This is a genomic window from Actinoplanes solisilvae (assembly GCF_003999975.1).
GTDB lineage: Bacteria > Actinomycetota > Actinomycetes > Mycobacteriales > Micromonosporaceae > Actinoplanes > Actinoplanes solisilvae.
Genome location: NZ_RJAC01000001.1, coordinates 626,100 through 650,293, shown reverse-complemented (window position 1 = coordinate 650,293; position 24,194 = coordinate 626,100). Strand labels below are relative to the sequence as shown.

28 protein-coding genes are annotated in these 24,194 nt (G+C 69.4%); 10 read left to right on the top strand and 18 right to left on the bottom strand.

The window, feature by feature from the left end:
• Positions 1–8 precede the first annotated feature (8 nt).
• Together EER30_RS03090 and EER30_RS03085 are read right to left on the bottom strand one after the other, a co-directional pair.
• Positions 9–461, bottom strand: coding sequence for a GNAT family N-acetyltransferase (locus EER30_RS03090; RefSeq protein ID WP_127498018.1), 453 nt, complete (start codon positions 459–461; stop codon positions 9–11).
• Positions 458–949 (bottom strand): MarR family winged helix-turn-helix transcriptional regulator, encoded by a 492-nt coding sequence (locus EER30_RS03085; protein WP_127498016.1) that lies wholly within the window; start codon positions 947–949, stop codon positions 458–460. Before EER30_RS03085 ends, EER30_RS03090 begins: the two co-directional genes overlap by 4 nt.
• A 107-nt stretch (positions 950–1,056) precedes the next feature.
• Between EER30_RS03085 and EER30_RS03080 the strand changes: the two genes are divergently transcribed.
• The 4 genes from EER30_RS03080 (at position 1,057) to EER30_RS03065 (ending at position 4,184) form a co-directional block, all read left to right on the top strand.
• Positions 1,057–1,620 carry an NADPH-dependent FMN reductase gene (locus tag EER30_RS03080; protein WP_127498014.1) on the top strand — a complete coding sequence of 188 codons (564 nt, stop codon included), beginning with the start codon at positions 1,057–1,059 and terminating at the stop codon, positions 1,618–1,620.
• 139 nt (positions 1,621–1,759) lie between these two features.
• On the top strand, positions 1,760–2,584 hold the full coding sequence (locus EER30_RS03075; RefSeq protein ID WP_127498012.1) for a G5 domain-containing protein: 825 nt from the start codon (positions 1,760–1,762) through the stop codon (positions 2,582–2,584).
• 20 nt (positions 2,585–2,604) lie between these two features.
• The gene (locus EER30_RS03070) at positions 2,605–3,360 is read left to right on the top strand and encodes a class I SAM-dependent methyltransferase (RefSeq protein WP_127498010.1); all 756 of its coding nucleotides are present in this window, start codon (positions 2,605–2,607) and stop codon (positions 3,358–3,360) included.
• Positions 3,351–4,184, top strand: coding sequence for a nucleotidyltransferase domain-containing protein (locus EER30_RS03065; protein ID WP_127498008.1), 834 nt, complete (start codon positions 3,351–3,353; stop codon positions 4,182–4,184). The genes EER30_RS03070 and EER30_RS03065 overlap by 10 nt, the downstream gene beginning before the upstream one ends.
• Before the next feature lie 59 nt (positions 4,185–4,243).
• Here the strand turns inward: EER30_RS03065 and EER30_RS03060 are convergent, their stop codons facing one another.
• Both EER30_RS03060 and EER30_RS03055 read right to left on the bottom strand, forming a co-directional pair.
• On the bottom strand, positions 4,244–4,606 hold the full coding sequence (locus tag EER30_RS03060) for a PH domain-containing protein (RefSeq protein ID WP_127498006.1): 363 nt from the start codon (positions 4,604–4,606) through the stop codon (positions 4,244–4,246).
• A 38-nt stretch (positions 4,607–4,644) separates the two neighbouring features.
• Positions 4,645–4,965, bottom strand: coding sequence for a 4a-hydroxytetrahydrobiopterin dehydratase (locus EER30_RS03055; protein ID WP_127498004.1), 321 nt, complete (start codon positions 4,963–4,965; stop codon positions 4,645–4,647).
• A 182-nt stretch (positions 4,966–5,147) separates the two neighbouring features.
• On the opposite strand from EER30_RS03055, the gene EER30_RS03050 reads away from it, so the two are divergent.
• Positions 5,148–5,600 (top strand): (deoxy)nucleoside triphosphate pyrophosphohydrolase, encoded by a 453-nt coding sequence (locus EER30_RS03050; protein WP_164842212.1) that lies wholly within the window; start codon positions 5,148–5,150, stop codon positions 5,598–5,600.
• Here EER30_RS03050 and EER30_RS03045 read toward each other — a convergent pair.
• A complete protein-coding gene (locus EER30_RS03045; RefSeq protein ID WP_127498000.1) occupies positions 5,580–7,124 on the bottom strand; it encodes a long-chain-fatty-acid--CoA ligase in 1,545 nt (514 codons plus the stop codon). The two genes, EER30_RS03050 and EER30_RS03045, sit on opposite strands and share 21 nt — an antisense overlap.
• Positions 7,121–8,293, bottom strand: coding sequence for an acyl-CoA dehydrogenase family protein (locus EER30_RS03040; protein WP_127497998.1), 1,173 nt, complete (start codon positions 8,291–8,293; stop codon positions 7,121–7,123). The genes EER30_RS03045 and EER30_RS03040 overlap by 4 nt, the downstream gene beginning before the upstream one ends.
• Before the next feature lie 60 nt (positions 8,294–8,353).
• On the opposite strand from EER30_RS03040, the gene EER30_RS03035 reads away from it, so the two are divergent.
• The 4 genes from EER30_RS03035 to EER30_RS03020 are packed head-to-tail and all read left to right on the top strand — an operon-like array spanning position 8,354 to position 12,012.
• A complete protein-coding gene (locus tag EER30_RS03035) occupies positions 8,354–8,980 on the top strand; it encodes a TetR/AcrR family transcriptional regulator (protein ID WP_127497996.1) in 627 nt (208 codons plus the stop codon).
• The gene (locus EER30_RS03030; RefSeq protein ID WP_127497994.1) at positions 8,980–10,383 is read left to right on the top strand and encodes an aldehyde dehydrogenase family protein; all 1,404 of its coding nucleotides are present in this window, start codon (positions 8,980–8,982) and stop codon (positions 10,381–10,383) included. The genes EER30_RS03035 and EER30_RS03030 overlap by 1 nt, the downstream gene beginning before the upstream one ends.
• Positions 10,380–11,468: an alcohol dehydrogenase catalytic domain-containing protein gene (locus EER30_RS03025; protein WP_127497992.1), complete on the top strand. Its 1,089-nt coding sequence runs from the start codon at positions 10,380–10,382 to the stop codon at positions 11,466–11,468. Before EER30_RS03030 ends, EER30_RS03025 begins: the two co-directional genes overlap by 4 nt.
• A 1-nt stretch (position 11,469) precedes the next feature.
• The gene (locus tag EER30_RS03020) at positions 11,470–12,012 is read left to right on the top strand and encodes a DUF6886 family protein (RefSeq protein ID WP_127497990.1); all 543 of its coding nucleotides are present in this window, start codon (positions 11,470–11,472) and stop codon (positions 12,010–12,012) included.
• 45 nt (positions 12,013–12,057) lie between these two features.
• Here the strand turns inward: EER30_RS03020 and EER30_RS03015 are convergent, their stop codons facing one another.
• From EER30_RS03015 to EER30_RS02970, 10 genes are read right to left on the bottom strand one after another with little or no spacing between them, the layout of a single operon-like run.
• On the bottom strand, positions 12,058–12,678 hold the full coding sequence (locus tag EER30_RS03015) for a TetR/AcrR family transcriptional regulator (protein WP_164842211.1): 621 nt from the start codon (positions 12,676–12,678) through the stop codon (positions 12,058–12,060).
• A complete protein-coding gene (locus EER30_RS03010) occupies positions 12,675–13,877 on the bottom strand; it encodes an acyl-CoA dehydrogenase family protein (protein ID WP_127497988.1) in 1,203 nt (400 codons plus the stop codon). Before EER30_RS03010 ends, EER30_RS03015 begins: the two co-directional genes overlap by 4 nt.
• The gene (locus EER30_RS03005) at positions 13,877–14,860 is read right to left on the bottom strand and encodes a phosphotransferase family protein (RefSeq protein WP_127497986.1); all 984 of its coding nucleotides are present in this window, start codon (positions 14,858–14,860) and stop codon (positions 13,877–13,879) included. The genes EER30_RS03010 and EER30_RS03005 overlap by 1 nt, the downstream gene beginning before the upstream one ends.
• Positions 14,857–15,633 (bottom strand): SDR family oxidoreductase, encoded by a 777-nt coding sequence (locus EER30_RS03000; protein WP_127497984.1) that lies wholly within the window; start codon positions 15,631–15,633, stop codon positions 14,857–14,859. Before EER30_RS03000 ends, EER30_RS03005 begins: the two co-directional genes overlap by 4 nt.
• Positions 15,630–16,373 carry an SDR family oxidoreductase gene (locus EER30_RS02995; RefSeq protein WP_127497982.1) on the bottom strand — a complete coding sequence of 248 codons (744 nt, stop codon included), beginning with the start codon at positions 16,371–16,373 and terminating at the stop codon, positions 15,630–15,632. The genes EER30_RS03000 and EER30_RS02995 overlap by 4 nt, the downstream gene beginning before the upstream one ends.
• 47 nt (positions 16,374–16,420) lie before the next feature.
• Positions 16,421–17,686 carry an ABC transporter substrate-binding protein gene (locus EER30_RS02990; protein ID WP_127499310.1) on the bottom strand — a complete coding sequence of 422 codons (1,266 nt, stop codon included), beginning with the start codon at positions 17,684–17,686 and terminating at the stop codon, positions 16,421–16,423.
• 47 nt (positions 17,687–17,733) lie between these two features.
• Positions 17,734–18,750, bottom strand: a complete 1,017-nt coding sequence (locus EER30_RS02985; RefSeq protein WP_127497980.1) for a branched-chain amino acid ABC transporter permease — start codon at positions 18,748–18,750, stop codon at positions 17,734–17,736.
• Positions 18,747–19,628, bottom strand: coding sequence for a branched-chain amino acid ABC transporter permease (locus EER30_RS02980; RefSeq protein ID WP_127497978.1), 882 nt, complete (start codon positions 19,626–19,628; stop codon positions 18,747–18,749). Before EER30_RS02980 ends, EER30_RS02985 begins: the two co-directional genes overlap by 4 nt.
• A 1-nt stretch (position 19,629) precedes the next feature.
• Positions 19,630–20,334, bottom strand: coding sequence for an ABC transporter ATP-binding protein (locus EER30_RS02975; protein ID WP_127497976.1), 705 nt, complete (start codon positions 20,332–20,334; stop codon positions 19,630–19,632).
• On the bottom strand, positions 20,331–21,050 hold the full coding sequence (locus EER30_RS02970) for an ABC transporter ATP-binding protein (protein ID WP_127497974.1): 720 nt from the start codon (positions 21,048–21,050) through the stop codon (positions 20,331–20,333). The genes EER30_RS02975 and EER30_RS02970 overlap by 4 nt, the downstream gene beginning before the upstream one ends.
• A 573-nt stretch (positions 21,051–21,623) precedes the next feature.
• Here EER30_RS02970 and EER30_RS02965 point away from each other — a divergent pair.
• Positions 21,624–21,977, top strand: a complete 354-nt coding sequence (locus EER30_RS02965) for a hypothetical protein (RefSeq protein ID WP_127497973.1) — start codon at positions 21,624–21,626, stop codon at positions 21,975–21,977.
• On the opposite strand, the gene EER30_RS02960 is transcribed toward EER30_RS02965, so the two are convergent.
• Both EER30_RS02960 and EER30_RS02955 read right to left on the bottom strand, forming a co-directional pair.
• A complete protein-coding gene (locus EER30_RS02960; protein WP_127497971.1) occupies positions 21,964–22,596 on the bottom strand; it encodes an alpha-ketoglutarate-dependent dioxygenase AlkB in 633 nt (210 codons plus the stop codon). The two genes, EER30_RS02965 and EER30_RS02960, sit on opposite strands and share 14 nt — an antisense overlap.
• A gap of 50 nt (positions 22,597–22,646) precedes the next feature.
• Complete coding sequence (locus tag EER30_RS02955) at positions 22,647–24,152, bottom strand: MFS transporter (RefSeq protein ID WP_127497970.1); 1,506 nt, start codon at positions 24,150–24,152, stop codon at positions 22,647–22,649.
• Positions 24,153–24,194 lie beyond the last annotated feature (42 nt).

Sequence of the window (24,194 nt, the reverse complement as noted above, 5' to 3'; positions counted from 1 at the left end):
CGTCCGTCTCACAGCGTTCGTTCGTAGCAGAGCGAGAGCGTCGACCCCACGTACGGCCCGTAGAGCGGGATCTCCCGATAACCCTCGCGCTCGTAGAAGCGGATCGCGTCGGGCTGGGCCGTTCCGGTCTCCAGTCTCAGGGTCGTCCAGCCCCGGTTCGCCGCCGCGTCCTCCAGGGCGCGCAGAAGCGCGCTCGCGATGCCGGTGCCACGGCTGGCCGGGGTCACGTACATGCGCTTTATCTCGGCGCTGGCCTTGTCGAGGCGCCGGAGGGCTCCGCAGCCCACGGCGTGTCCCGAGGGGTCGAGCGCCACCAGGAAGAGGTCGATGTCGTCGGCGGACGGCGGCGAGCCGGGCTCGTGGTCGTCGCTGCCGTAGCGCTGGTCGAGCTCGGCCCGCTGGGCGGCGCGCAGGGCGGCGCCCGCGTCGTCGTCCCAGCGGCGCTCCTCGATGGTGATCATCGGCCCTCGGCGTCGCTGGCGATCTTGTTGAGAACGCCGGCGAGCTGGTCGAGGTCGAGGTCGCCGAGGTGGTCGAAGACGTGCCGGCGGACGCTGGCCAGGTGACTGGGCCAGGCCTCGCGCAGGCGGGCGAGGCCCGCGTCGGTCAGTACGGCGTTCCAGCCGCGGGCGTCCTCGTCGCATTTGACGCGCTCGAGGTAGCCGAGGGATTCCAGTTTGGCGGCCAGCCGGGTCATGCCGCTGAGCGACATGTCACAGGCCTGGGCCAGTTCGCTCATCCGCATGCGGTCGTCCGGCGACTCGGAGAGGTGTCGCAGAACGGTGTATTCGCTGAGCGACATGCGACGGTCTTTTTCCAGGTCAGCGTTCATGACCCGGGGAAGAACGACCAGCATGCGGCCGAGCGCGCGGATGACCGCCTCCTCCGGGGCGGTGAGTGCGGTGAGGCCCGGCGGCAGCACGGCCGGGTCAGGTGATGTGGCGGACATGAGGTTGATCGTAGGCCGAACTTGTGGGAATAGTTGTTTGACAAAGCAAGTTAGAGCGCAAGGACACAGCGCACAGGTAGCAAGACAGCTAGGAAGAGAGCCCCCCGATGACCAAGATCGGAATTATCCTCGGCAGCACCCGCCCCGGTCGTAACGGTGAGGCCGTTGCCAAGTGGGTCCTGGACATCGCGTCCAAGCGTTCCGACGCCGAGTACGAGCTGGTCGACCTGCTCGACTACAACCTGCCCCACCTCGACGAGGCCGTGCCGCCGTCGATGGACATGTACAGCAAGCCGCACACCCTCGAGTGGGCGCAGAAGATCGACTCGTTCGACGGCTTCATCATCGTGACCCCGGAGTACAACCACTCCACGTCCGGTGCCCTGAAGAACGCGATCGACTTCCTGTACAAGGAGTGGAACAACAAGGCCGTCGGCTTCGTCGGCTACGGCTCGGTCGGTGGCGCTCGCGCCGTCGAGCACCTGCGTCTGATCTCGGCCGAGCTCCAGCTGGCCGACGTCCGCGCCCAGGTTCTGCTGTCGCTCATGAACGACTTCGAGAACTTCAGCAAGTTCCTGCCGAACGACTACCAGGTGCAGGCCCTGAACACCGTGCTCGACCAGACCGTCGCGTGGAGCAAGGCCCTCGAGCCGCTCCGCAAGGCCGCCTGAGCATCCAGCAGGGCAAGCTGAAACCTGAATAGATCAAAAACGCCACGAGGCCCCGGATGGTTGCGTCCGGGGCCTCGCGCTGCACAATGCTTGGGTGCAAAACCAGACAACTAGTGACTCTTGGCAGCAACTGCTCGAAATGCCACGAAAGTCTTGGTGGGCCCGGCTGCCCTTCACCGTACGGATGGTGGCCGGCACCAGTGCTCTGCTCATCGTGCTCGGCAGTGCCGCGGCCGGGGTCGTCGCGCTGACCAAGGACGGCCCGGACGCGCCCCGCATCGTCACGGCGGTCGGCCAGGCCGCCGCCGAGGAGCCGCCGCCGGCCGGAACAGCAGCCGGGGGCCAGGCCGGAGCGCCCGCACCGAGGCGCGCGGTCGCCCAGCCCGGCTTCGACCCGGGCGCCACCGCACCCCGTACGTCGAATCAGGCCGACAGGACAGCCACGCGCGAGCCCCGCCGCCCGGCGAAAGCGCCGCCGCACGCCGCCGCGCCCGCCCCCGTACGCCAGGTCGTGCCCCGGGACAGTGTGGTGCCGTCCGCGCTGACCACGCGCACCGAGTACGAGAAGCGGGAAGTGCCCTTCCAGACCCGCCTGGTGCGCGACCCGGACCTGCCGCGCGGCACCAAGAAGGTCCAGAGTGCGGGCACGCCCGGCGAGGAGACCCTGCGCTACCTGGTGACGGTCACCGACGGCCAGGAGACCGACCGCAGGCTGATGGACATCACGGTCACCAAGGAACCGCAGGACCGGGTGGTCGCATTCGGCGCCCGCCGGGGAGACCGGGACTGCGGCAAGCGTCTGCGTCTGTGCGTGCCGCTCGGCCGCGACGGCTGCCCGACGGAGCGGCAGCCGGAGAGTGCGGTCGCGCTCGGCGGCTCGGTCACCGTGCTCGACCAGGACATCGAGTTGCTCGACGTGGAAGCCCTGGGCGAACTCCCGCAAATGCATTGCGGCCGCCGGTAGCGGCTGGCCAGACTTCGCGGGTGACTACCTTCAACGCGCTGCTCGACGAGGCCGCAGCCGTCCCCCTCGAAGGCTGGGACTTCTCCTGGTTCGCCGGCCGCGCGACCGAGCAGCGGCCCTCCTGGGGTTACGCCGGCCTGGTCGCCGCACGTCTGGCCCACGCCGAAGCGGCGCTCGACGTGCAGACCGGCGGGGGCGAGGTGTTCGCGTACGCACTCTCGCAAGCCGGCCGCGAACCCGGGCTGGTCGCCGCGGTCGAGTCGTGGCCGCCGAATCTCGCGGTCGCGAGGAAGAATCTGGGCGGAAACGTGGTCGCGGTTGCCGAGACGGCCGGGCTGCCGTTCCGCGACGGCACGTTCGACCTGGTGGTCAGCCGCCATCCGGTGCACACCGGGTGGGCCGAGACGGCGCGGGTGCTGCGGCCCGGCGGGATCTTCCTGTCCCAGCAGATCGGCGCCGGCAGCAACCGTGAGCTGTCCGAGGCGATGATGGGTCCACTTCCGCCGCCCGAGGGCCGCCACCCCGAGCAGATCGCGGCCGAGGCCGAGGCAGCCGGGTTCGAGGTTCTTCGCGTACGGGGGGAGCGCCTGCGCGCCGAGTTCTATGACATCGCCGCGGTGGCGCACTTCCTGCGCAAGGTGGTCTGGACGGTGCCCGGCTTCACAATCGAGAGGTACCGCGACCGGCTGCGAGACGTGCATGAGGAGATCACCGTGAAGGGCAAGTTCGTCTCGTACGCCACCAGGGTGCTGATCGAGGCACGCCGGTGGGGCTGAGCGACGCGCGTCTCGCCGAGATCGCCGCCGAGGTCGCCCGGGTGCCCGGCGTCGTGGCGGTCGCGCTGGGCGGCAGCCGGGCCCGGGGCACGCACACCCCGGAGTCCGACACCGACCTGGGCATCTATTACCGCGCGCCGCTCGACGTGGATCGCCTCGGCGTGGTGGCTCGCGCCTTCGCGGGGGAGTCCGGGCAGCTCACCGAGCCCGGCGGCTGGGGGCCGTGGGTCGACGGGGGCGGGTGGCTCACGGTCGACGGTGGAGCGCTCGACTTCATCTATCGCGACCTTGACCGCGTACGGGCTGTGTGTGACGACGCGGAGCACGGGCGCTACGCCTTTCACATGCAGGCCGGCCACCCGCTCGGGTTCGCGTCCCATGCGTACGCCGGGGAAGTTGCTCTCGGTCTTGTCCTGAGTGACCCGGCCGGCGAGCTGGGCGCGCTCCGCGAACGCCTGCGGACCTATCCGCCCGCACTGGCCCAGGCCCTGGTCGCGGGGCTGTGGGAGGCCGACTTCCTGGTGACGCTCGCGCGCAAGGGAATCGCCCGATCCGACACCGCGTGCGTGGCCGGTTGTCTCTTCCGGTTGGTCGGCGTGTGCGCGCATGCCCTGCACGGAGCGGCCGGGCGCTGGCTGATCAACGAGAAGGGTGCGGTGGCCGCGACCGCCGCCCTGGCCGGTGCCCCGCAACAGTTCGCCGAGCGGGTCGACCAGGCGTTCGCCGCGCTGGAGGGCGACCCGCTGAGGTTGCGCCTGGCCGTCGACATCGCCGCTGATCTGGTGCTGGACACCACCGACGCGTGCACGATGCTGATGCGCTGACCGAGCGGCAGCGGTGGGCCGCGGACCGGATCTCCGCCGCCCACGCGCGTGCTCGGGGGTTAACTCGCGTAGTGCAGGATCACGTTGTGCGCGTGGTGGGTCTTCTCCGTGCCGCGGAACTCGACCTCGTAGATGTGCGTGCCGACCGTGATGGCGATCGTGCCGGTCGAGAAGAACTCGCCGGCCCAGCTCTTGTTGCTGACCACGCTGACGCTGCTGACCTTGGAGTACGGGATGCTGGTGATCGCGACCCGCTTACCGACGAAAGACTTGTCCTGGACGATGACGCGGCGGTTGGTCAGGCCGAGGAAACCGGTGCCGGCGCCGATCGCGTCGTAGACAGCGATGATCTGCTCGCCCTCGAGCAGACCGCTCTCGATCTGCTGGAGCTGACCCTTGCTGTCGAAAATCACTTCGCTCATGGCCGAGAGCGTAGCGATCATGGGCTATGCCGGTGGAGTCACTGGTGGCCCGTCGGGCCGGTCACCGTTCGGTAGAAATCCTCGATCCGCGCAGCGAGAGTCACCTCACCGTCAGTGATGGCATCGCCGTCGCGGTCACCCAGGCAGATCTGAGTGTGACCGTCGGTGCGCCGGATGCTGGGGCGTATGCGAAGTGTGTCCGCCGCCACCTTGATCCGTTCCGTCAATGCGGCATGCTGACTGTCGTCACATGCCAGCTCGCGCTTGAGCTGAACTCCGTCTCGTGTCCAGCCGCTGAGCAATGTCAGCGCGTCGCTGAGGTAATCGGAGCGGCTGACCCGCTGTCTTCTGGCCCGCATCGTCGCACCCCCTTGGCGTCGTTGCCGGCTTGTGGCCAAACTGTCGCCGTGTCGTCATGGTCGGTGCCCCAAGTCTTGCTTCCCGCGACAACCATGTCCACGCCCACATATCCGTGTTTGCGTGACGATCGGGACGCCTCGGGCAACCTGAACGGTAAACTTTTATGGGAAGCTCTCAACTCATGCCGCCGAAACAGCACGTCAAGGCACCAAAGTCACGGAAGGTGACGACAGGGGAGTCACCATTGCCGAAAGTGATCGTGGCTGCGGTAATAATCACTGCTGGCCGGGTCCTGGCCTGTGAGCGCTCCGCGCCCGTCGAGGTCGCCGGTCGCTGGGAGTTCCCGGGCGGCAAGGTGGAGCCCGGCGAGACCGACCAGGAAGCGCTGGCCCGCGAGTGCGCCGAGGAGCTCGGCGTGCGCGTCGAGGTGGGCGACCGGGTCGGCCCCGACGTCTCGCTGGCGCACGGTCGCGCCGTCCTGCGCGTCTTCGCCGTACGCCTGCTGGGTGGCGACGTGCCGCGGGCGCTGGAACACACGTCCATGCGCTGGCTCGCTGTTGACGAGCTGGACAGCGTGCCCTGGCTGCCCGCGGACAAACCGATCGTCGCCGAGCTACCCGCCCTGCTGGCCTGAGCCGTACGTGTCGCGCAGCTCCCGCTTGAGCACCTTGAAGCTGGGTCCGAGCGGGAGGGACTCCACGAAACGCACCTGACGCGGGTATTTGTGCTTGCCGAGCTTCTCGCGCGCCCACTCGATCAGCTCGTCGGCCGTGATGCCGCTCGGGTCGGGCACCACCACGGCGCAGATCTCCTCGCCGTGCACGGGGTCGGGCACGCCGATCACGGCGACCTGCTGCACGGCCGGATGCCGGGCCAGCGCCTCCTCGACCTCGCGCGGATAGACGTTGAACCCGCCCCGGATCACCAGGTCCTTCTTGCGGTCGACGATCGTGATGAAGCCGTCGGCGTCCTTGGTGCCCAGGTCACCGGTGCGGAACCAGCCGTCGACCACGGCCTCCTCGGTCGCCGCGGGGTTGTTGAGATAACCCGCGAAGACGTTGTGGCCGCGGATGACGATCTCGCCGAGGTCGCCGTCGTCCAGCAGTTCGATCCGCTCGTCGATCTCGGCCCGGGCGATCTCGACCTCGACACCCCAGATCGGGTGGCCGACCGTGCCCGCCTTCGTGCCGAAGGCCGGCTGGTTGGTGGTCGCGGTCGGCGAGGTCTCGGACAGGCCGTAGCCCTCGTAGATCGAGGCGTGGAAGGTCTCGTTGAACTTCTCGAGCACGGCGACCGGCAGCGACGCTCCGCCCGAGACGCAGAGCCGCAGGCTGGGGAGACTGTCAGCCTTGGCCGCCGCCTCCAGCAGCCCGATGTACATCGTCGGCACGCCGTGGAAGATCGTCACGTTTTCGCGGACCATGAGCTGGATCGCGGCCTCGCCGGTGAACCGGGCCATCAGCACGATCGTGCCGCCGAGCCGGAACGTGCCGTTCATGCCCACGGTCTGGCCGAACGTGTGGAACAGCGGCAGGCAGCCCATCACCACGTCGTCGTCGTTCAGGTCGTGGATGTCGAAGACGTTGACCATCGTGTTCATCACGAGGTTGAGGTGCGTGAGCAGGGCACCCTTGGGTTTGCCGGTGGTGCCACTGGTGTAGAAGACCACCGCCACGTCCTCGGCCTCGCGGCTCTCGTACGTGCGCAGGGGCTTGCCGGCGGCGGCGGCTTCTTCGAGGCGGGTCACGCCCGGGACGGCGGGGCCAACCGAGGCGACGGGGACGCTCGCCTGCTTGGCCGCGGCGACCGCGTTCTCCAACTGGCTGGAGTGCGCGATCAGCAGTTTCGCACCGCTGTCCTTCAGAACGTAGGCGTTCTCGTCGGGGGTCAGCAGCAGGTGCATCGGCACGATGGTGGCGCCGGCCGCGAGCACCGCGTAGTAGACCCTCGGGAAGTCGGCGAGGTTCGGGATCTGGACGGCGACCACGTCACCGGGGCCGATGCCGAGACCGCGCAGACCTCCGGCGTACGCCAAGGTCTGTTGCCATAGATCTTTGTAGGTGATCCGCTCGGTGGTGAGGCTGTCGATCACGGCGATTTTGTCGGGATGTTTCCGAGCCGACTCGGCCAGGACGGTGGCGAGCGACAACTGGGTCATGCCAGGTGGCCTCCGATCTTCGTGTACCCGCGGAGCAGGTCGCGGGAGATGATCAAACGCTGCATCTCGTCGGTACCCTCATAGATACGCATGAGTCGCACCTGGCGGTACCACCGTTCGATCGGAAGCTCGCGGGTGTAGCCCATGCCGCCGTGGATCTGCATGACCCGGTCGACGACGTTGTTCACCATGCTCGCGCCGTAGAGCTTGGCCATCGAGGACGCGTGCCGGGGGTCTTCACCCTGGTCAACCGTCCAGGCGGCGCGCAGGATGAGCCAGCGGGCCGCCTCGATCTCGACCTCGGAGTCGGCGATCATCCACTGGATGGCCTGGTTTTCGCCGATCTTCCGGCCGAACGTCTCGCGCGTGCCGGCGTACTCGATGGCCATGCCCAAGGCCCGCTCGGCGATGCCCAGGGCGTTGGACGGGATGAGGTAGCGGCCCTTGCCGATCCATTTCATGCCGAGCTCGAAGCCCTGACCGATCTCGCCGAGGATATTGCGGGCGGGAACCCGTACGTCTTCGAAGATCAGGGAGGCGGGGCCGCCCTCGCCCATGGTCTGGATGAACTCGGAGCGCCAGCCCATGTCGCGGTCGACCAGGAAGGCCGTCGTGCCGCCGCCGCGGACGCCCTTCTCCTTGTCGGTGACCGCCACGACGATCACGAAGTCGGCGTCGTTGCCGTTGGTGATGAACGTCTTCTCGCCGTTGAGCACCCAGTCGTCGCCGTCCTGACGGGCGCTGAGCTTGATGTTCGCGGCGTCGGAGCCGGCGCCGGGCTCGGTGATCGCGAAGCAGGAGATGCGGTCGCCCTCGATGGTGGGGACCAGGTATTCCTGTTTCTGCTCGTCGTTGGCGTAGTAGAGGATGTTGTCGGCCTCGCCGCCGAACTTGAACTGTACGAAGGTGCGGCCCACCTCGGTCCAGATCAGCGATTGCAGCACGGCGGGCAGGTTCATGCCGCCGAACTCCTCCGGTGTGGACAGACCCCAGAAGCCGAACTTCTTGGCCTTTTGCTGAAGCTCGCGCAGTTCGCTCAGCTCGAGGCCGGGCTGGTGGCGGCGCTCGCGCAGGAGTGCCTCCTGCTCCAGCGGCATGACCTCGCGGGTGATGAACTGGCGGGCGGTGTCGCGAATCGCGCGTTCCTCGTCGGTGAGCGAGAAGTCCATGCCGTTAAACTAGCGGTGTAAGTTTTATCGCGTCCAGTGCGTCTTTTTCGGGGGTCTTCAATGGCGCGTCCACGGCAGATCCTCCTGACCAGGGAGAAGATCGTCGAGGCGGCATCCGCTCTGGTCGACGCGGAGGGCCTGGACGCCCTGTCGACCCGGCGGCTCGCCACCGAACTGGGCGTGCAGGGGCCCTCGCTCTACAACTACTTCGCCACCAAGGCCGACATCATCGACGCGGTGGCCGACGCGGTGATCGAACAGGTCGACGTCTCGGCCTTCGGCCGCTTCCCGTGGGCCGAGGCCCTTCGCCGGTGGGCCCAGTCCTATCGAGCCGTGCTCAGCGAACACCCGAACGTCGTGCCCGTGCTCGCCCAGGGCCCGGGCCGCCGGCCGGCCTCGCTGGCGATGGCCGAGGCCGTCTACGGCGCTCTGGTCGACGGCGGCTGGAGTTATGCACAGGCCACGCACATCGGCGCACTCATGAGATACCTGGTCACGGGCTCGTCGCTCGGCTCCTTCGCGCTCGGCTTCGACGTCGACCCCTCGCTCTACGAGGTTTATCCACACCTCCGGCACGCCCCCCGTCTGGCCGAGCATCATGAAGCGGTGGACGAGGGCGCCTTCGAACTCGGACTGGACCTGCTGATCACCGGCCTCACGGCCCGACACGAGATGGGGACCCGCTGATGACAACGCTCGACCGCCCGCACCTCTACCTAGGCGGAGAGTGGGTTTCACCCGCCTCCACCGAGACCATCGCGGTGGAGAACCCCGCCACCGAGCAGGTGCTGGCTCACGTGCCGGCGGGAACGGCGGAAGATGTCGACCGGGCGGTGGCCGCGGCTCGGGCCGCGTTCGACGGCTGGGCCGCTCTTTCTTTTTCGTCACGCGCCGAGTTTCTCGGTCGCCTGCATGCCGCCCTGTCGTCCCGAGCGGCCGAGATCGCGCGGACGGTCGGGCTCGAGCTGGGCGCGCCGCTCAAGATCGCCAAGGCGGTGCAGGCCGGGCTCCCGCTCGCGGTTCTCCGGTCCTACGCCGATTCGGCCGCCTCTGAAGATCGCGTGGTCGGCAACTCGCTGATCGTGCACGAGCCGGTGGGTGTGGTCGGGGCGATCACGCCGTGGAACTACCCGCTGCACCAGGTGGTCGCCAAGGTGGCCGCGGCGCTCGCAGCCGGTTGCACGGTCGTGCTCAAGCCGAGCGAGCTGACCCCGCTCGTCGCGTTCCTGCTGGTCGACGCGGCTGAAGAAGCGGGGCTGCCCCCGGGCGTGCTCAACGTGGTGACCGGCACCGGGCCCGTGGTCGGCGCGGCCATCGCGGGCCACCCCGACGTCGACATGGTCTCGTTCACCGGCTCCACGGCGACCGGGCGGGCCATCAGCCACGCCGCCGCCGACCGCGTCGCCAAGGTGGCGCTCGAGCTGGGCGGCAAGTCGGCCAACATTATCCTGGAGGACGCCGACCTCGTTCGCGCGGTCAAGGTGGGCGTCGGCAACGCCTTCCTCAACTCGGGCCAGACGTGCACGGCGTGGACGCGCATGCTCGTGCACCGCAGCCACTACGACGAGGCGGTCTCCCTGGCCGCCAAGACCGCCGGGGGCTACACGCTGGGCGACCCCTTCGACGAGGCGACGCGGCTCGGGCCGCTGGTCTCCCGGGCCCAGCGCGAGCGGGTGCTCGGCTTCATCGACCGGGCCTCGGCCCGCCTGGTCGCGGGCGGGTCCTCGTCGCCGGTTCCCGATCAGGGATATTTCGTCGCGCCGACCGTCTTCGCCGACGTCGACCCCGCGAGCGAGCTGGCCCAGGAAGAGATCTTCGGCCCGGTCCTGTCGATCATCCCGTTCTCGTCCGACGACGAGGCGGTGGCGATCGCGAACAACTCCAAGTACGGTCTGGCCGGCGGCGTCTGGGGCTCCGACGAGCGCGCCCTCGCGGTGGCGCGGCGCCTGCGCACGGGCCAGGTCGACGTCAACGGCGGTGCGTTCAACCCGCTCGCGCCGTTCGGCGGTTACAAGCAGTCGGGCGTGGGACGTGAGCTCGGCGAGTTCGGTCTGGCGGAATTCCAGCAGGTAAAGGCGATTCAGCGATGACTTCTTACTTCAACGGCCTGGTCCTGCGCGAGGCCGGTGCCCGCCCGGCGGTGTCCGAGCTGCGTCTGCCCGAGGTGGGCCCGGGTCAGGTGCGCGTCAAGGTGCGCGCGGCCGGGGTCTGCCACTCCGACCTGTCGATGGTGAACGGCACGATCCGGCCGTCCTATCCGCTGGTGCTCGGCCACGAGGCGGCGGGCGAGGTCGTCGAGGTCGGCGAGCACGTGACCCGCGCCGCGGTCGGCGACCACGTGGTGCTCAACTGGCAGCCGGCCTGCCGCAACTGCTGGTTCTGCGACCAGGGCGAGCCGTGGCTGTGCTCCACGTCGTCGGGCGTGGCCTCGCTCGAGAACGGCGTGACCCTCGACGGCGTGCCGGTGCACGTGGCGCTGGGCCTGGGCGCGTTCGCCGACCAGGTGGTGGCGCCCGAGAACGCGGTGATCCCGGTGCCGACGGCCCTGGCGTTCGAGACCGCGGCGCTGCTGAGCTGCGGCGTGCTGACCGGGGCGGGCGCGGTGCGCAACACGGCCGACGTGCAGGCCGGCGAGTCGGTCGCGGTGATCGGGCTCGGCGGCGTGGGGCTGTCGGTGGTCGCAGCCGCGCGGGCCGCGGGCGCCTCCGACGTGATCGCCGTGGACGTGTCCGAGGCCAAGAAGGGCCTGGCCGAGGCGGCCGGCGCGACCGACTTCGTGGTGTCGTCCGACGCCCTGTCCAAGGACATTCGCGGGCGCACGTCGGGCCGCGGGGCCGACCACGCCTTCGAGTGCGTGGGCCGGGCCGCGACGATCCGGGCCGCGTGGCGGGCCACTCGCCGGGGCGGCAAGGTGACCGTGGTCGGCATGGGGTCGAACGACGATCTGATGTCGCTGTCCGCATTGGACGTGTTCTCGTCGGCGCGCACGCTGCGATCGTCGGTCTACGGCTCGGCCGACTTCGACATCGAGATCCCGCGCCTGGCCGACGACGTGCTCACGGGAAAGCTCTCGCTCGACCACCTGATCACCGACCGCATCGCGCTGCCCGACGTGCCCGACGCCTTCGACCGCATGGCGCGGGGCGAGGGCGCCCGCTCAGTGGTGAGCCTCTGAGATGCGTCCCCGACCCGGCGAGGTGCTGCACTTCAGCGAAGATCCGGCGATCACGCTCTTCGTGCCGCACGTCGCGCCCACGTCGCGCGAGACGGAGGCCTATGTGTGGGCCGTTGACGGCGCGCGAGCACCCGATTACTGGTTTCCCCGCCAGTGCCCGCGGGCGATGGCGTGGGTGACCGACTCCACCTCTGATGTGGACCGTGAGCGCATCGTCGGGGCCGGGTGCGGCGTGCGGGTCCATGCCATCGAGTACAGGTGGTTCGACGCGATGAGAGACACCGAGCTCTACGCCTATCGGCTCCCGGCGGGGGCGTTTCGGCCGATCGCCTCGCCGGGCGCCTCGCCGCACGCGATGGTCGCCACCGAGGCGGTCGAGCCGCTGGGCCCGGCCGAACCGGTCGGCGACCTGCTGACGTGCCATGCCGAGGCCGGCATCCAGTTTCGCCTGCTCGACAACCTGTGGCCCTTCTGGGACGAGCTCACCAGCAGCTCGCTCGGCTTCAGCGGCATCCGCCTGCGCAACGCGAAGCCCCGTCCCTGACCCTCCCGGCTGCGTAACGCGAAGCCCCGTCCCTGGCCGGCCGTGTCAGTGCTTGGGCGGGGTGTCGCTGCTTGGGCGCGGTGTGGCGTTCGCGAGCAGGGACGTGATGGTGAGGACGAGGGCGGCGCGGGCGGCGGGGACCGGGAGGTCCATGTTCTCGCGCCAGGTCGCCCAGGTGGGCCACATGCTGACGGCGGTGAGGGCGTCGAGCAGCTCGTTGTTGCCGGCCACCTCGGCTTCGAAGAGGCCGGCCAGCTCGTCGCGGACGCGTTTGACGTGCATGCGGCGGTAACGGCGCAGCGTCTCGGAGAACGGCTCCTTGATGGCCGCGGCCTTCGCTGTCGGCCCTATCTGTTCGAGCAGGCGTGCCCGCTGGCGGCAGAAGGCGTCGATGCGTTCGGGCAGCGGCAGGTCGGGCGGGATCGGGCGGTGGGCGGCGTCGCGCAGCTCCAGCACCCGTTTGCCGCTCGCCGTGAAGAGCGCTTCCATGTCGGCGAAGTGGCTCCACAGGGCGCGCAGCGACACCCCGGCCGTCTTGGCGATGCGGTCGGCCGTGGGTCGCAGGTCGCCCTCGTTGATGAGCTGCAACTGGGCGTCCACGATCGCGTTGCGCGTGCGTTCGGAGCGGGCGGTGCGGCCGTCCACGCGGGGCTGGGCCGGCGTCACGAGGCCGCGCCCCGGTATCGGTTCAACTCCCGCCGGGCCAGCGAGCGCTTGTGCACCTCGTCGGGTCCGTCGGCGAGCCGAAGCGTACGGGCTGCGGCCCACAGCGCGGCCAGCGGCGTGTCTTGCCCGACGCCGGCCGCGCCGTGCGTCTGGATGGCCTTGTCGACGATCCACTCGACCGTCGCCGGGACAATGATCTTGATGGCCTGGATCTCGGTGTGGGCGCCCTTGTTGCCCACCGTGTCCATCAGCCACGCGGCCTTGAGCACCAGCAGCCGGGCCTGTTCGATGCGCACCCGCGACTCGGCGATCCAGTCCTGCACGACACCCTGCTCGGCCAGCGGCTTGCCGAACGGTGTGCGGCTCAGCGCCCGCGTGCACATCAGCTCGAGGGCCCGCTCGGCCATCCCGATCAGGCGCATGCAGTGGTGGATGCGGCCCGGCCCGAGGCGCGCCTGCGAGATCGCGAAACCGCCGCCTTCCTCGCCGATCAGGTTCGACACCGGAACCCGTACGCCTTCGAACAGCACCTCGGCGTGACCACCGTGATCGCCGTCGGTGTAGCCGAACACCGTCATGCCCCGTTTGACGGTCACGCCGGGCGTGTCTCGGGGCACCAGCACCATGCTCTGCTGCACGTGGCGGGCCGCGGCGGGATCGGTCTTGCCCATCACGATGAAGATGCGGCAGTTCGGGTTCATCGCGCCGGTGATGTAGAACTTCCGGCCCGTGATCACGTATTCGTCGCCGTCGCGCTCGATGCGGGTGCCGATGTTCGTGGCGTCCGACGAGGCGACCTCGGGCTCGGTCATCGCGAAGGCCGACCGGATCACGCCGTCGAGCAGGGGCTGCAGCCATTGCCGCTGCTGCTCGACGGTGCCGAACTCGGCCAGCACTTCCATGTTGCCGGTGTCGGGCGCGGCGCAGTTGAGCGCGGGCGGCGCGAGGTGCGGGCTGCGACCCATGATCTCGGCCAAGGGTGCGTACTGAAGGTTGGTCAGGCCCGCGCCGTGCTCGCCGGGCAGGAAGAGGTTCCACAGGCCGGCCAGGCGGGCCTGGGCCTGGAGGCGGCCGACGATCGGCGGCGGTTCCCAGCCCTCGTGCGAGAACTCGCCCTCGGCCGGGTAGACGTAGTCGTCCATGAAGGCGAGAAGCCGCTTGCGGTGGTCCTCGGTCACGGCGTCGAAACCGAACTCCATCAGTGTCCCTCCAGCGCCTTATGGCCACGCACGACCAAGGGGCCGACCATGTCGCCGATCGTCTCGAAGCCTTCACCCACGGTCTGGCCCTGAACGTATCGGTAATGCACGCCTTCGAGAATCACCGCCAGTTTGAAGGCGGCGAATCCCACGTACCAATGCAGATCGCTGACGTCACGGCGGCTGCGCTCGGCGTAGCGCGCGCTCAGTTCGCTCAAGGCCGGGTGGCCGGGAACGCGCAGGGGTGTGGCCGGCCGTCCGTCGAGGGGCAGGTCGGCGTAGACCAACATCAGGGCGAGGTCGCTCAGCGGGTCGCCGAGGGTCGACATCTCCCAGTCGAGCACCGCGTTGACCTGGAACTCGTCGCCGATCAGCACGTTGTCGAGGCGGAAGTCGCCGTGCACCACCGTGCCCGGGCCGCCGGCCGGCACGTGGACGGCGAGGCGCGCGTGCAGCTCTTCGATGCCCGCGACCTCGCGGCTGCGGGACGCGTCGAGCTGTTTCTTCCACCGGTTGACCTGACGCTGGTTGAAGCCCTCGGGCCGGCCGAAGTCGCCCAGCCCGATCGCCGCCGGGTCGAGCGCGTGCAGGTCGGCCATGGTGTCCACAAGCGACAGCGTGAGGGCGCGCATGCGGTCAGGGCCCAGCGTGTGGAGCTCGGCGACGTCGCGGTAGATCTTTCCGTCGACGTGCTCCATCAGGTAGAAGGGTGCGCCGATCACGTCGGGGTCGGTGCAGAGCAGCACCGGGCGGGGCGCGGGAAAACCGACCTTGGCCAGCGCTTCGAGCACGCGGTGCTCGCGGGCCATGTCGTGGGCCGTCGGCAGCACGTGGCCGAGCGGCGGCCGGCGCAGCACCCAGCGCTGTTCGCCGTCGGTGACGGCGTAGGTCAGGTTGGAGCGGCCGCCGGCGAACATCGTGCCGGTCAGGTCGCGTGACGAGCCCAGATAGTCCTGGAGCCGTTCGAGATCGAGACCCTTCACCGGGCGCCCTCCTCGAAGGCGCGCTGCAGCTTGTTCATGCCGCCGAGCCAGCGGTCGGTCTCGGTGGCCCGGATGCGATAGAACTCGGCCACTTCGGGGTGCGGCAGGATCAGGAAGTTCTCACCCTCGAGGGCCTCGCCGACCTTGGCCGCGACCACATCGGGTTCGAGGGCGCTCTCGGCCAGCAGCGCCGCGCTCGCGCTGCCCCGCGCGTTGCCACGCGTCAGCATGTCGGTGCGCACGCCCTGCGGGCACAACGCCTGCACGACGATGCCGCGGTGGGCGTACGTGACTCGCAGCCATTCGGCGTACGCCAGTGCGGCGTGCTTGGTGACCGCGTAGGGCGCGCTGCCGAGCAGGGTGAGCAGCCCGGCCGCGCTGACCGTCATGACCAGCCGTTTCGGTTCCTTCTGCTCCAGCCAGCGCGGCAGCAGGGCGCGGGTGACGTAGACGTGGGACATCACGTTGACGTTCCAGTCGCGGGTCCAGACGTCGTCGCCGGTGTCCTGGTCGCCCGCGGTCAGCACCCCGGCGTTGGCGCAGAACAGGTCGATGCCGCCCAGCTCGTCCCACGCCGTGTCGATCAGGCGCTGGGTGTCCGCCTCGTTCGCGGCGTCGCCCGGCACCGGGAGGCCGCCGATGTCGCTGGCCACCGCCTCGGCCGCGGCCGGATCGAGGTCGTTGACGATGACCTCGGCGCCCTCGCTCGCGAACCGGCGGGCCAGAGCCGCGCCGATCCCGCCGCCGGCGCCGGTGACCACTACCCGCTTCACTGCACGTTCCCGGTGAGCGTGACGCCGCCGTCGAGGACGATGGTCTGCCCGGTGATCCAGCCCGCTTCGGCCGACGACAGGAAGGCCACCGTCGAGGCGACGTCTTCGGGGACGCCCAGCCGGGCCAGCGGGTAGGAGGCCGCCACCTGTTCCTCCCGGCCCTCGAAGAGGGCGGACGCGAAGCGGGTCTTGACCACGGCCGGGGCGACCGCGTTGACCCGCACCTTCGGAGCGAGCTCGACCGCGAGCTCTTCGGTGAGGTGGATCAGCGCGGCCTTGGTGACCCCGTAGAAGCCGATGCCGGGCGACGGGCGTACGCCCGAGACCGACGAGATGTTGACGATCGAGCCGCCCTCGGCCAGCCCGCCGCGCAGGGCTTCCTGCACCCAGCCGAGCGTGCCGAGGACGTTCACCTCGAAGATCTTGCGGGCCGCGCCGAGGTCGAGCTCGGCCAGCGGCCCGTAGACCGGGTTGATGCCGATGTTGTTGACGAGGGTCGTGACCGGGCCGAACTGGCCGACCACCGTGTCGACCACCTCGGCCCGGTGGTCGGCGTTGTCACCCTTGCCGGCCACCTTGATCGCTACCTCGGTGCCGCCCAGGTCCTTCACGGCCGAGTCGAGCGCGGCCGCGTCCCGGCCGGTGATGCAGACCTTGTAACCGTCGGCCACGAAGCGTTGCGCGATGGCGAACCCGATTCCCCTGCTGGCTCCCGTCACGATCGCCACTTGGTCCGCCATCGTCGCTCCCTCGGTCGTGTCAAATGTTCTTGGTCCCAAAGCCCACCTTAGGCAGCGGGAATGCCGTTCGCTGGCGGGGCCGCCGGGCTGCTCTCGTAGACCTCGACCGCGGCGTCCTTGTCATCGGTGCGGAACGCCTTGCCGAAGTACTTGGCCTGACCGCCCTCGATCGTCGTCAACTGCTCGCCGCCGTACCCGGAGTGGTCGGTGGCCGAGTAGCGCACCGGGACCAGCCCGGGGCCGGTGAAGCCGCCCTTCTGCACCGCGGCGATGATGCCGTCGCGGGTCAGATCTTTGCCGGCCGACTGCAGAGCCTGGACGAACAGGTACGCGACGGACATGCCGTACACGACGTTGTTGTCCATCTCGGCGTTGTTGTTGTACTGGCTGTTGACCTTGGTGTAGAGCTGGATCCACGGGTTGGCCGAGTCGTTGGCCAGCGGCAGGTAGTTCGCCGCGACGACGCCCTCGAGCAGCCCGGCGGCCGGACCCAGCGTCTTGGCCAGCGTGGTCGGGTCGGAGCCGACGTTGCTCACCACGTACTGCGGCTTGAATCCGATCTTGGCGCCGGTGCCGATCGACAGGGCGGTGAAGCCGGGCACCGTCGCGAGCATGACGACCTCACAGGCGGCCGCCTTGAGCGCGCCCATCTGCGGGCCGACGTTCGGGTTGCTGGTCACGTACGTCTGCTTGGCCGCCACCGGTCCGAGGACCTTCTCGATGCCGGCGAGGCTGTCGCGTCCGAAGTCGTCGTCCTGACCGAGGAAGCAGACCTTCTTCCCGGCGAACTTCTCCTTCACGTGCGTGGCCAGGATCTTGCCCTCGACGGTGTAGTCGGGGTTGAAGCCGAACGTGCCCGGATATTTGTCGGGCTGGTTCCAGCTGCGGCTGCCGCTGGCCACGAAGAGGTCGGGCACCCGGTTGGTCTTGAGGAAGTCGAGCACGCCGCTGTGGGTGGGAGTGCCCAGGCCGTTGAGAATGGCGAAGACCTTGTCCTGGAGCACCAGTTGGCGGACCACCTGCTGGGTGTTCGCCGGGTTGTAACCGTCGTCCATGATCTTATACGTGATCTTGCGGCCGTGAATGCCGCCGTTCGCGTTCACATAGTCGAAGTAGGCCTTGGTGGCCGGAGCGATCTTGGAATAGCCGGCGGCGGCCGGACCGGTGAGCGGCATGTGCGTGCCCACCACGATCTCGGTGTCGGTCACTCCGGGGGTGTCGGCGCTGCTGGTGCCACTGCCGTTGCCCGAGTTGCTGCAGCCGGCCGCGGCCAGCAGCACGGCGGCGACGAGGACGGTCGCGGTGCGTTTCATCATCGGCCTTTCTGCGCGGGGATTCAGAATTGATTCGGTGGTGCCTCTCAGTGCTTTTTGGTACGGAACCGACGGAACGGGATCCGGAGCGAGGCGAGACCGCCGGGTGCGGCCAGCATCACGACGACCAGGACCACGCCGAAGAAGGTGAGGGCGAGGTTGCCCTCCAGACGCTGCGAGCCGGCCGACTCGCCGATCTCGTGCGCGATCGCCGGCAGCGCCACCAGCAGCAACGCGCCGATCAACGCGCCGGTCAGCCGGCCGAGGCCGCCGATGACGATCGCCATCAGCAGGAACAGCGACAGGGTGAGCGGGAAGGCGCCGGGGGAGACGCTCTGGGCGATGACGGCGAACAGGGCACCGGCCAGGCCGGCGCAGGCGGCCGAGACGACAAAGGCCGAGACCTGCGTACGGGCGACGCTGATGCCGGCGAGCCGGGCCGCTGTCTCGTCGTCGCGGACGGCCCGCATGTCACGCCCGAACCGGCCCCGGGTCAGGATCGTCAGCGCGAACACGGTGATCAGGGCGGCGCCCCAGCACAACCAGGCCTGCCACTGCTCGACGGTCATCGACTCGGGCGGCGGGTTCAGGATCACCGACAGGCCCTGGTCGCTGTTGAACGTCTCGTCGAAGGTGCTGGTGATCGACGGGACGACGACCGCGACGGCCAGGGTGAGGCCGGCGAGGTAGGGGCCGCGCAGCCGGGCCGCGGCCAGGCCGATGACGGCACCGACGGCGGTGGTCACGAGGATAGCGACGACGATGCCGACCGCGAGCAGGTTGAATTTGTTCTGCCAGAGCGCGAGCGTGTAGGCGCCGGTCGCCATGAGCGCGCCGTGCCCCAGCGAGAGCTGCCCGTTGAGTCCGGTGAGGACGGTCAGGCCGGCGGTGACGCAGAGATAGGCGCCCACGGTGGCGAGCTGATAGGTGCGGAACGGTGGCAGCGTGTAGGTCAGCGCGACGATGATCGCGGCCCCGACGACCAGGACGATCAGCGGGTTCAGCCGGGCGGCTCTGGTCGGCGCGGCGGTGGCGCTTTTCAGGCGGTCCTTCACGATGGTCACGCCGTCCTCGCTTTCGCCGAGCGGGAGAACAAGCCGTCGGGACGCCCGAGAAGGACGACGACGAGCAGGGCGAGAACGGCCATCGGAGCGACCGTGGCGCCGAGGTAGCCGCTGATGTAGGAGAGGAGCAGGCCGACGATCAGGCCGCCGAGGACCGAGCCGATCGGGCTGTCCAGGCCGCCGACCACGGCCGCGGTGAAGGCCGAGATGAAGACGATGTCCATCGCGGTCGGGTGCAGGCCCAGTTCGGTGGGGATGACGAGCATGCCGGCCAGCGAGCCGACGGCTGCGGCCAGCGCCCAGCCGAGCGTGAGCATGCCGCCGACCGGGACACCGAGCAGCCGCGACACGTCGGGGGCGAACGCCGCGGCTCGCATGCGCAGGCCGGTGGGCGTACGGGTGAAAAGGAGCGTAAGGAGGACGACGACCGCGCCCACCGCGCCGAATACGAACAGGTCGTAGTTGGAGAGCAGGGCGATCCCGCCGACGTCGAAGCCGTCCCGGCTGAACGGGGCGGTGGCCGGGCGGAACTCGTTGCCGTAGACCATGCCCAGCACGCCCTGGATGATCAGCACGAGGCCGAGCGCCACGACGACGCCGTTCAGTGGCGACGAATGGTCGACGAAGCGCATCACCACCCGCTCGACGCCCGCCCCGAGTAGCAGGCCGGCGACCAGCGCGACGATGAAGCCGAGCCAGTAGGAACCGGTGGCGTCGGCGACCGAATAGGCGACGTAGGCCGTGGCGACCGCCATCGCGCCCTGAGCGAAGTTGACGATGCGCGCGGCCCGCCAGATCAGCACCAGGGCCAGCGCGAAGGCCGCGTAGACCGCGCCCCGGCTGAGCCCGTCGAAGGTGAGGAACAGGAATCTGTCCATGTCAGAACCCCAGGTAGGCGTGCCGGAGGTCGGCGTCGTCGACGAGCGTCGCGGCGTCGTGGCGGGTGACGATGCGGCCCAGCGACAACACGATGCCCTGGTCGGCGATCGAGAGGGCGCTGCGCACGTTCTGCTCGACCAGCAGGACGGCCAGGCCGGTGCGGTCGCGCAGGTCACGCAGCAGCGTCATGATCTGGGCGGTGATCTTGGGGGCGAGGCCCAGCGACGGCTCGTCGAGCAACAGCAGCCGCGGCTGGGCGGCCAGGGCGCGGCCGATCGCGAGCATCTGGCGCTCACCACCGGAGAGCTGGTGGCCAAGGTGGCCCTTGCGCTCGGCGAGCCGGGGGAACAGCTCGTAGATCGGCGCGAGGGACGGCTGCGGCTTGCGCCAGAGGCCGCCGAGGCGAAGGTTCTCGTCGACGGTCAGCTCGGTGACGACGCCGCGGCCCTCGGGGACGTGCGCGATGCCGAGATGCACCATCCGCTCGACCTTGATGCCTCGCAGGTCCTGCCCGTCGAAGACGACGCGGCCCTTCTCGGCGGGCAACAGGCCCGAGAGCGTACGCAGGAGGGTGGACTTTCCGGCGCCGTTGGCCCCGAGCACCGCGACGATCTGCCCGGCCTGGACGGTCAGGCTGACGTCATGAAGCACGGGGGCGGCGCCGTAGCCGGCGGTGAGGCCCTCGACCTCGAGCAGCGCGCTCATGCGGCCGTTCCCAGGTAGGCCTCGGTGACCTTGTCATTGGTACGGATCTCGCCCGGGGTGCCGAGCGCGATCGGCTTGCCGAAGTCGAGCACGAGGATCTCGTCGCAGACGGACATGACCAGCTCCATGTGGTGTTCGACCAGCAAGACCGTCGTCTTCGTTTCTTGGATCAGCTCGGCCAGCCAGCGGATCTCATCGGCGTCGAGGCCACCGGCGGGCTCGTCGAGCATGAGGATGCGTGGCTTGGCGGCGAGGGCACGGGCCAGCTCGACGCGTTTGCGCTTCGCGTAGGGCAGCGAGGCCGGCATGGCCCGGGCGTGCTCGGCGACGCCGCAGCGCTCCAGGGCGGCCCAGGCGTCGGCCTCGGGTTTGCGGGAACGGGCGCCGACCAGCACGTTCTCGAGGACGGTCATGCCGCTGAACTGGCCGACGCCCTGCAGCGTGCGGGCGATGCCGCGGCCGGTGAGCTGGTGCGGGCGGGGGCGGAAGGGCCGCCCGTCGAGTGTCATGGCGCCGGACTGCGGAGTGACGAAGCCGCAGATCACATTGAAGAGGGTGGTCTTGCCGGCGCCGTTGGGCCCGATGATGCCGACGATGCGGCCGGGCGCGACGCGTAGGGAGACGTCGTCGAGGGCGAGCAGACCGCCGAAGCGGACGGTTATGTGGTGCAGGGCGAGACCCTGATCGGTTGACTCGGGGGGCGGATCCGCTGACATGGTCACCTCGGCTCGGGGCGGAGTGGCCGGACGAACGGAAGCGCCTTCAGCGGGCGCGGCCGTCCTCTGTGGAGCGTGATGTTCAACTATTTACACTAGGAGTGTAACTTTCTAGCTGAGCACGTCAACCGCCTGTTTCCGAGTTGTTTCCATCGACGTTTATCGCACGTTGGGAGCCGGGTTTGGGTGGATCGGGGTGCTCTTCGCGGAGGGTGCGAAAAGGTGCGCCACCGCAGGGTGAGATCGACAGTCGGAGATCTTTACAGGGAAATATCGACACCTACCGTTCTCGGTGATCGACGGGAACGGGGGCCCTCTTGTTCAGTCGTGCCTTTCGCGTGGTGGACGCCGACCACGACTGCGTCTCGCGCTCGCCGGTGGCGTTGGCGTCGCACTCATCGGATCGATCCTGGCGGTGCCGCCGGCCCTGGCCGATCCGGGCCCGTCCGGGCGTCTCAAAGCCCAGGTCGAAAAGCTGGACAAGGACGGTGGTGAGGTCGCCGGCCGAGGCTGGGCGGCCGCGAAGCGTCCGGAGGTGACACTCGCGGCGCCGGGCTGTGGCTCGACTCGATCGTGCGGACCGGTCACGTCGGTGGCACGGTCATCATGCCGCCGGTCACCTTCGACCCCGTCGCGCTGCCGAACCGGGTGCTGACCAAGCACAACGCCACCAGCAACTGGCAGCGCCTCGCCGCGATCCACACCGAGACCGGCGCGCTCGTCCAGGTGACGTACTCCCTGCAGGACTGCGCGTCGGGCAACCTGCCGGCGTCACCCGAGGCGAACACCCGGCTCTGCTATCCGGTGATCGGTCCCGACCCGAACTCGACCTCGGGCGCTTCGCTGACCGAGTGGTGGCACAAGTACGTCGTCGGACGACGCGGTGGCCGCGCGGGCGCGGGGCTCGGCGACCTCAGGCGACGTTGACCGGGCGGAACTGCACGCTTATTCGGGGCCCGACCGGCCTGGCCGTCTTGAGGATGGCGTGTTCCCAGGTGCGTTGGCAGGAGCCGCCCATGACGATCAGGTCGCCGTGGCCGAGCGGGAAGCGCAGCGTGTCGTGGCCGCCGGCGCGCGGGCGCAGCGAGAGGTTGCGCGGCGAGCCGAGCGAGACGATGGCGACCATGGTGTCGTGGCAGGCCGAGCGGCCGATGGTGTCACCGTGCCAGGCGACGCTGTCGCGGCCGTCGCGATAGAGGCACATGCCGGCGGTGACGAACTCTTCGCCCAACTCGGAGGCGTAGTAGCTGTTCAACGCGGATTTCGCCGCGGTCAGCGTGGGGTGGGGCAGCTCTTCGTCGCCGCCGAACCAGCGCAGGAGTCGCGGCACGTCGACGACGTTGTCGTACATCTGCCGCCGGTCGGCCCGCCAGTCGATGCCCAGCAGGGTCTCGAAGACGGCGTCGGACCCCTGGAGCCAGCCGGGCAGCACGTCGACCCAGGCGCCGGCGGTGAGCCGATGTCGCGTGACGCGCCCGGCAAGCTCGCCGACGCCCTCGGCGTCGCCACTCAGATCGAACATCGACGGCTGATAGGTGCTGGTCATGCCGCCATGTTAGTACGGCTGTTCGAAGATCGTTCCCGTTGTCCACAGGCCTAGAGCGCGACGGGCGTCTCCACCTCCGGCGCCTTGCTCTCGGTTTGCGGCTTCGGGCGCAGCACGGTCACGGCGACGGCCGCCGCCACGATGCCGCCGACCACGCCGATGAGGGAGGTCGACGAGATCGCCGAGACGAACGCGTCCTGGGCGACCCGGGCCAGTCCGGCATCGCCCGTGGCTGTCGCGATCCGCAGGGCGTCGCCGATCGAGTCGCGGGCCTGGGCGGCCACGTCGGCCGGCATCGCCGAGCGATAGGTCGCGGTCAGCACGCTGCCCAGCACGGCCACGCTCAGCGCCGTGCCCACCTGCTGCACCGTGTCGTTGACGGCCGAGCCGACGCCCACGCGCTCCGGAGGCAGTGCGCTCATCAACGTGCCGTAGGCGGCCGGCCCGGCGGTGCCGCTGCCCATGCCGATGACGACCAGGGCGAACGCGAGCTTCGTGTAGCCGTCGCCGGGGGAGAGCGACGCCAGGATCCCGAAACCGGCCGACATGAGCAGCAGTCCGGCCGCCAGGGCCGTACGCGTGCCGAATCTTTTGTCGACGACGACCCCCACGCCGTTGAAAATCATGGCCGTGACCAGCATCGGAATGAAGGCCGTGCCCGCTTTGAGGGGTTCGTAGCCGAGGACGAACTGCAGGTACTGCGTCAGGGCCAGCAGCACCCCACCGGCCGAGAACGACAGGAGCACGATCGAGAGGCTGGCTCCGGCGAAGTTGCGGTCGCGGAAGAGCCCCAGCGGCAGCATCGGCTCGACGACCCGGCGCTCCCACAGGGCGAACGCGCCGAGCCCGATGGCCGCGACCAGGAAGCCGCCGAGTGTGCTGGCCGAGGTCAAGCCGTGCTGCGCGGTCGAGATCACGGCCCAGACCAGGGCGGTCATGCCGATCATCGAGAGCAGAGCACCGAGCAGGTCGGGCTTGGTGGCCGCGCCGCGCGACTCGGGGATGATCACCAGCGCGGCGACGATGCCGAGGATCGCGATCGGCACGTTGAGCAGGAAGATCGAACCCCACCAGAAGTGCTCGAGCAGCAGCCCGCCGAGGCTGGGCCCGCCGAGCGCGCCGAGCATCAGCACCGAGCTCCAGATGGCGATCGCTTTCTTGCGCTCGTCCTCGGCGAAGACGGTCGTGAGGATCGACAGCGTGCCCGGCATGAGGAAGGCCGCGCCGACCCCCATCAGACCGCGTACGGCGATGAGCTGTGCCGGGGTCTGGCAGAGCGTGGCCAGGACCGAGGCGCCGCCGAAGACGATCAGGCCGATGACCAGCCCTCGCCGGCGGCCGTGACGGTCGGACAGGCTTCCCGCGGTGAGCAGCAGACCGGCGAAGACCAGGATGTACGCGTCGATGATCCACTGAATCTGGGCGGTGCTGGCGCCGAGGTCGCGGATGAGCGAGGGGATCGCGATGTTCAGCACCATGTTGTCGACGACGACCACCAGCAGGCTCAGGCAGAGCACGCCGAGGATCAGCCAGCGCCGGGGATTGCGCTCCGTCATGACGACCTCTCTCGAACAGTGTTCTATAGGCTCGCACACCGT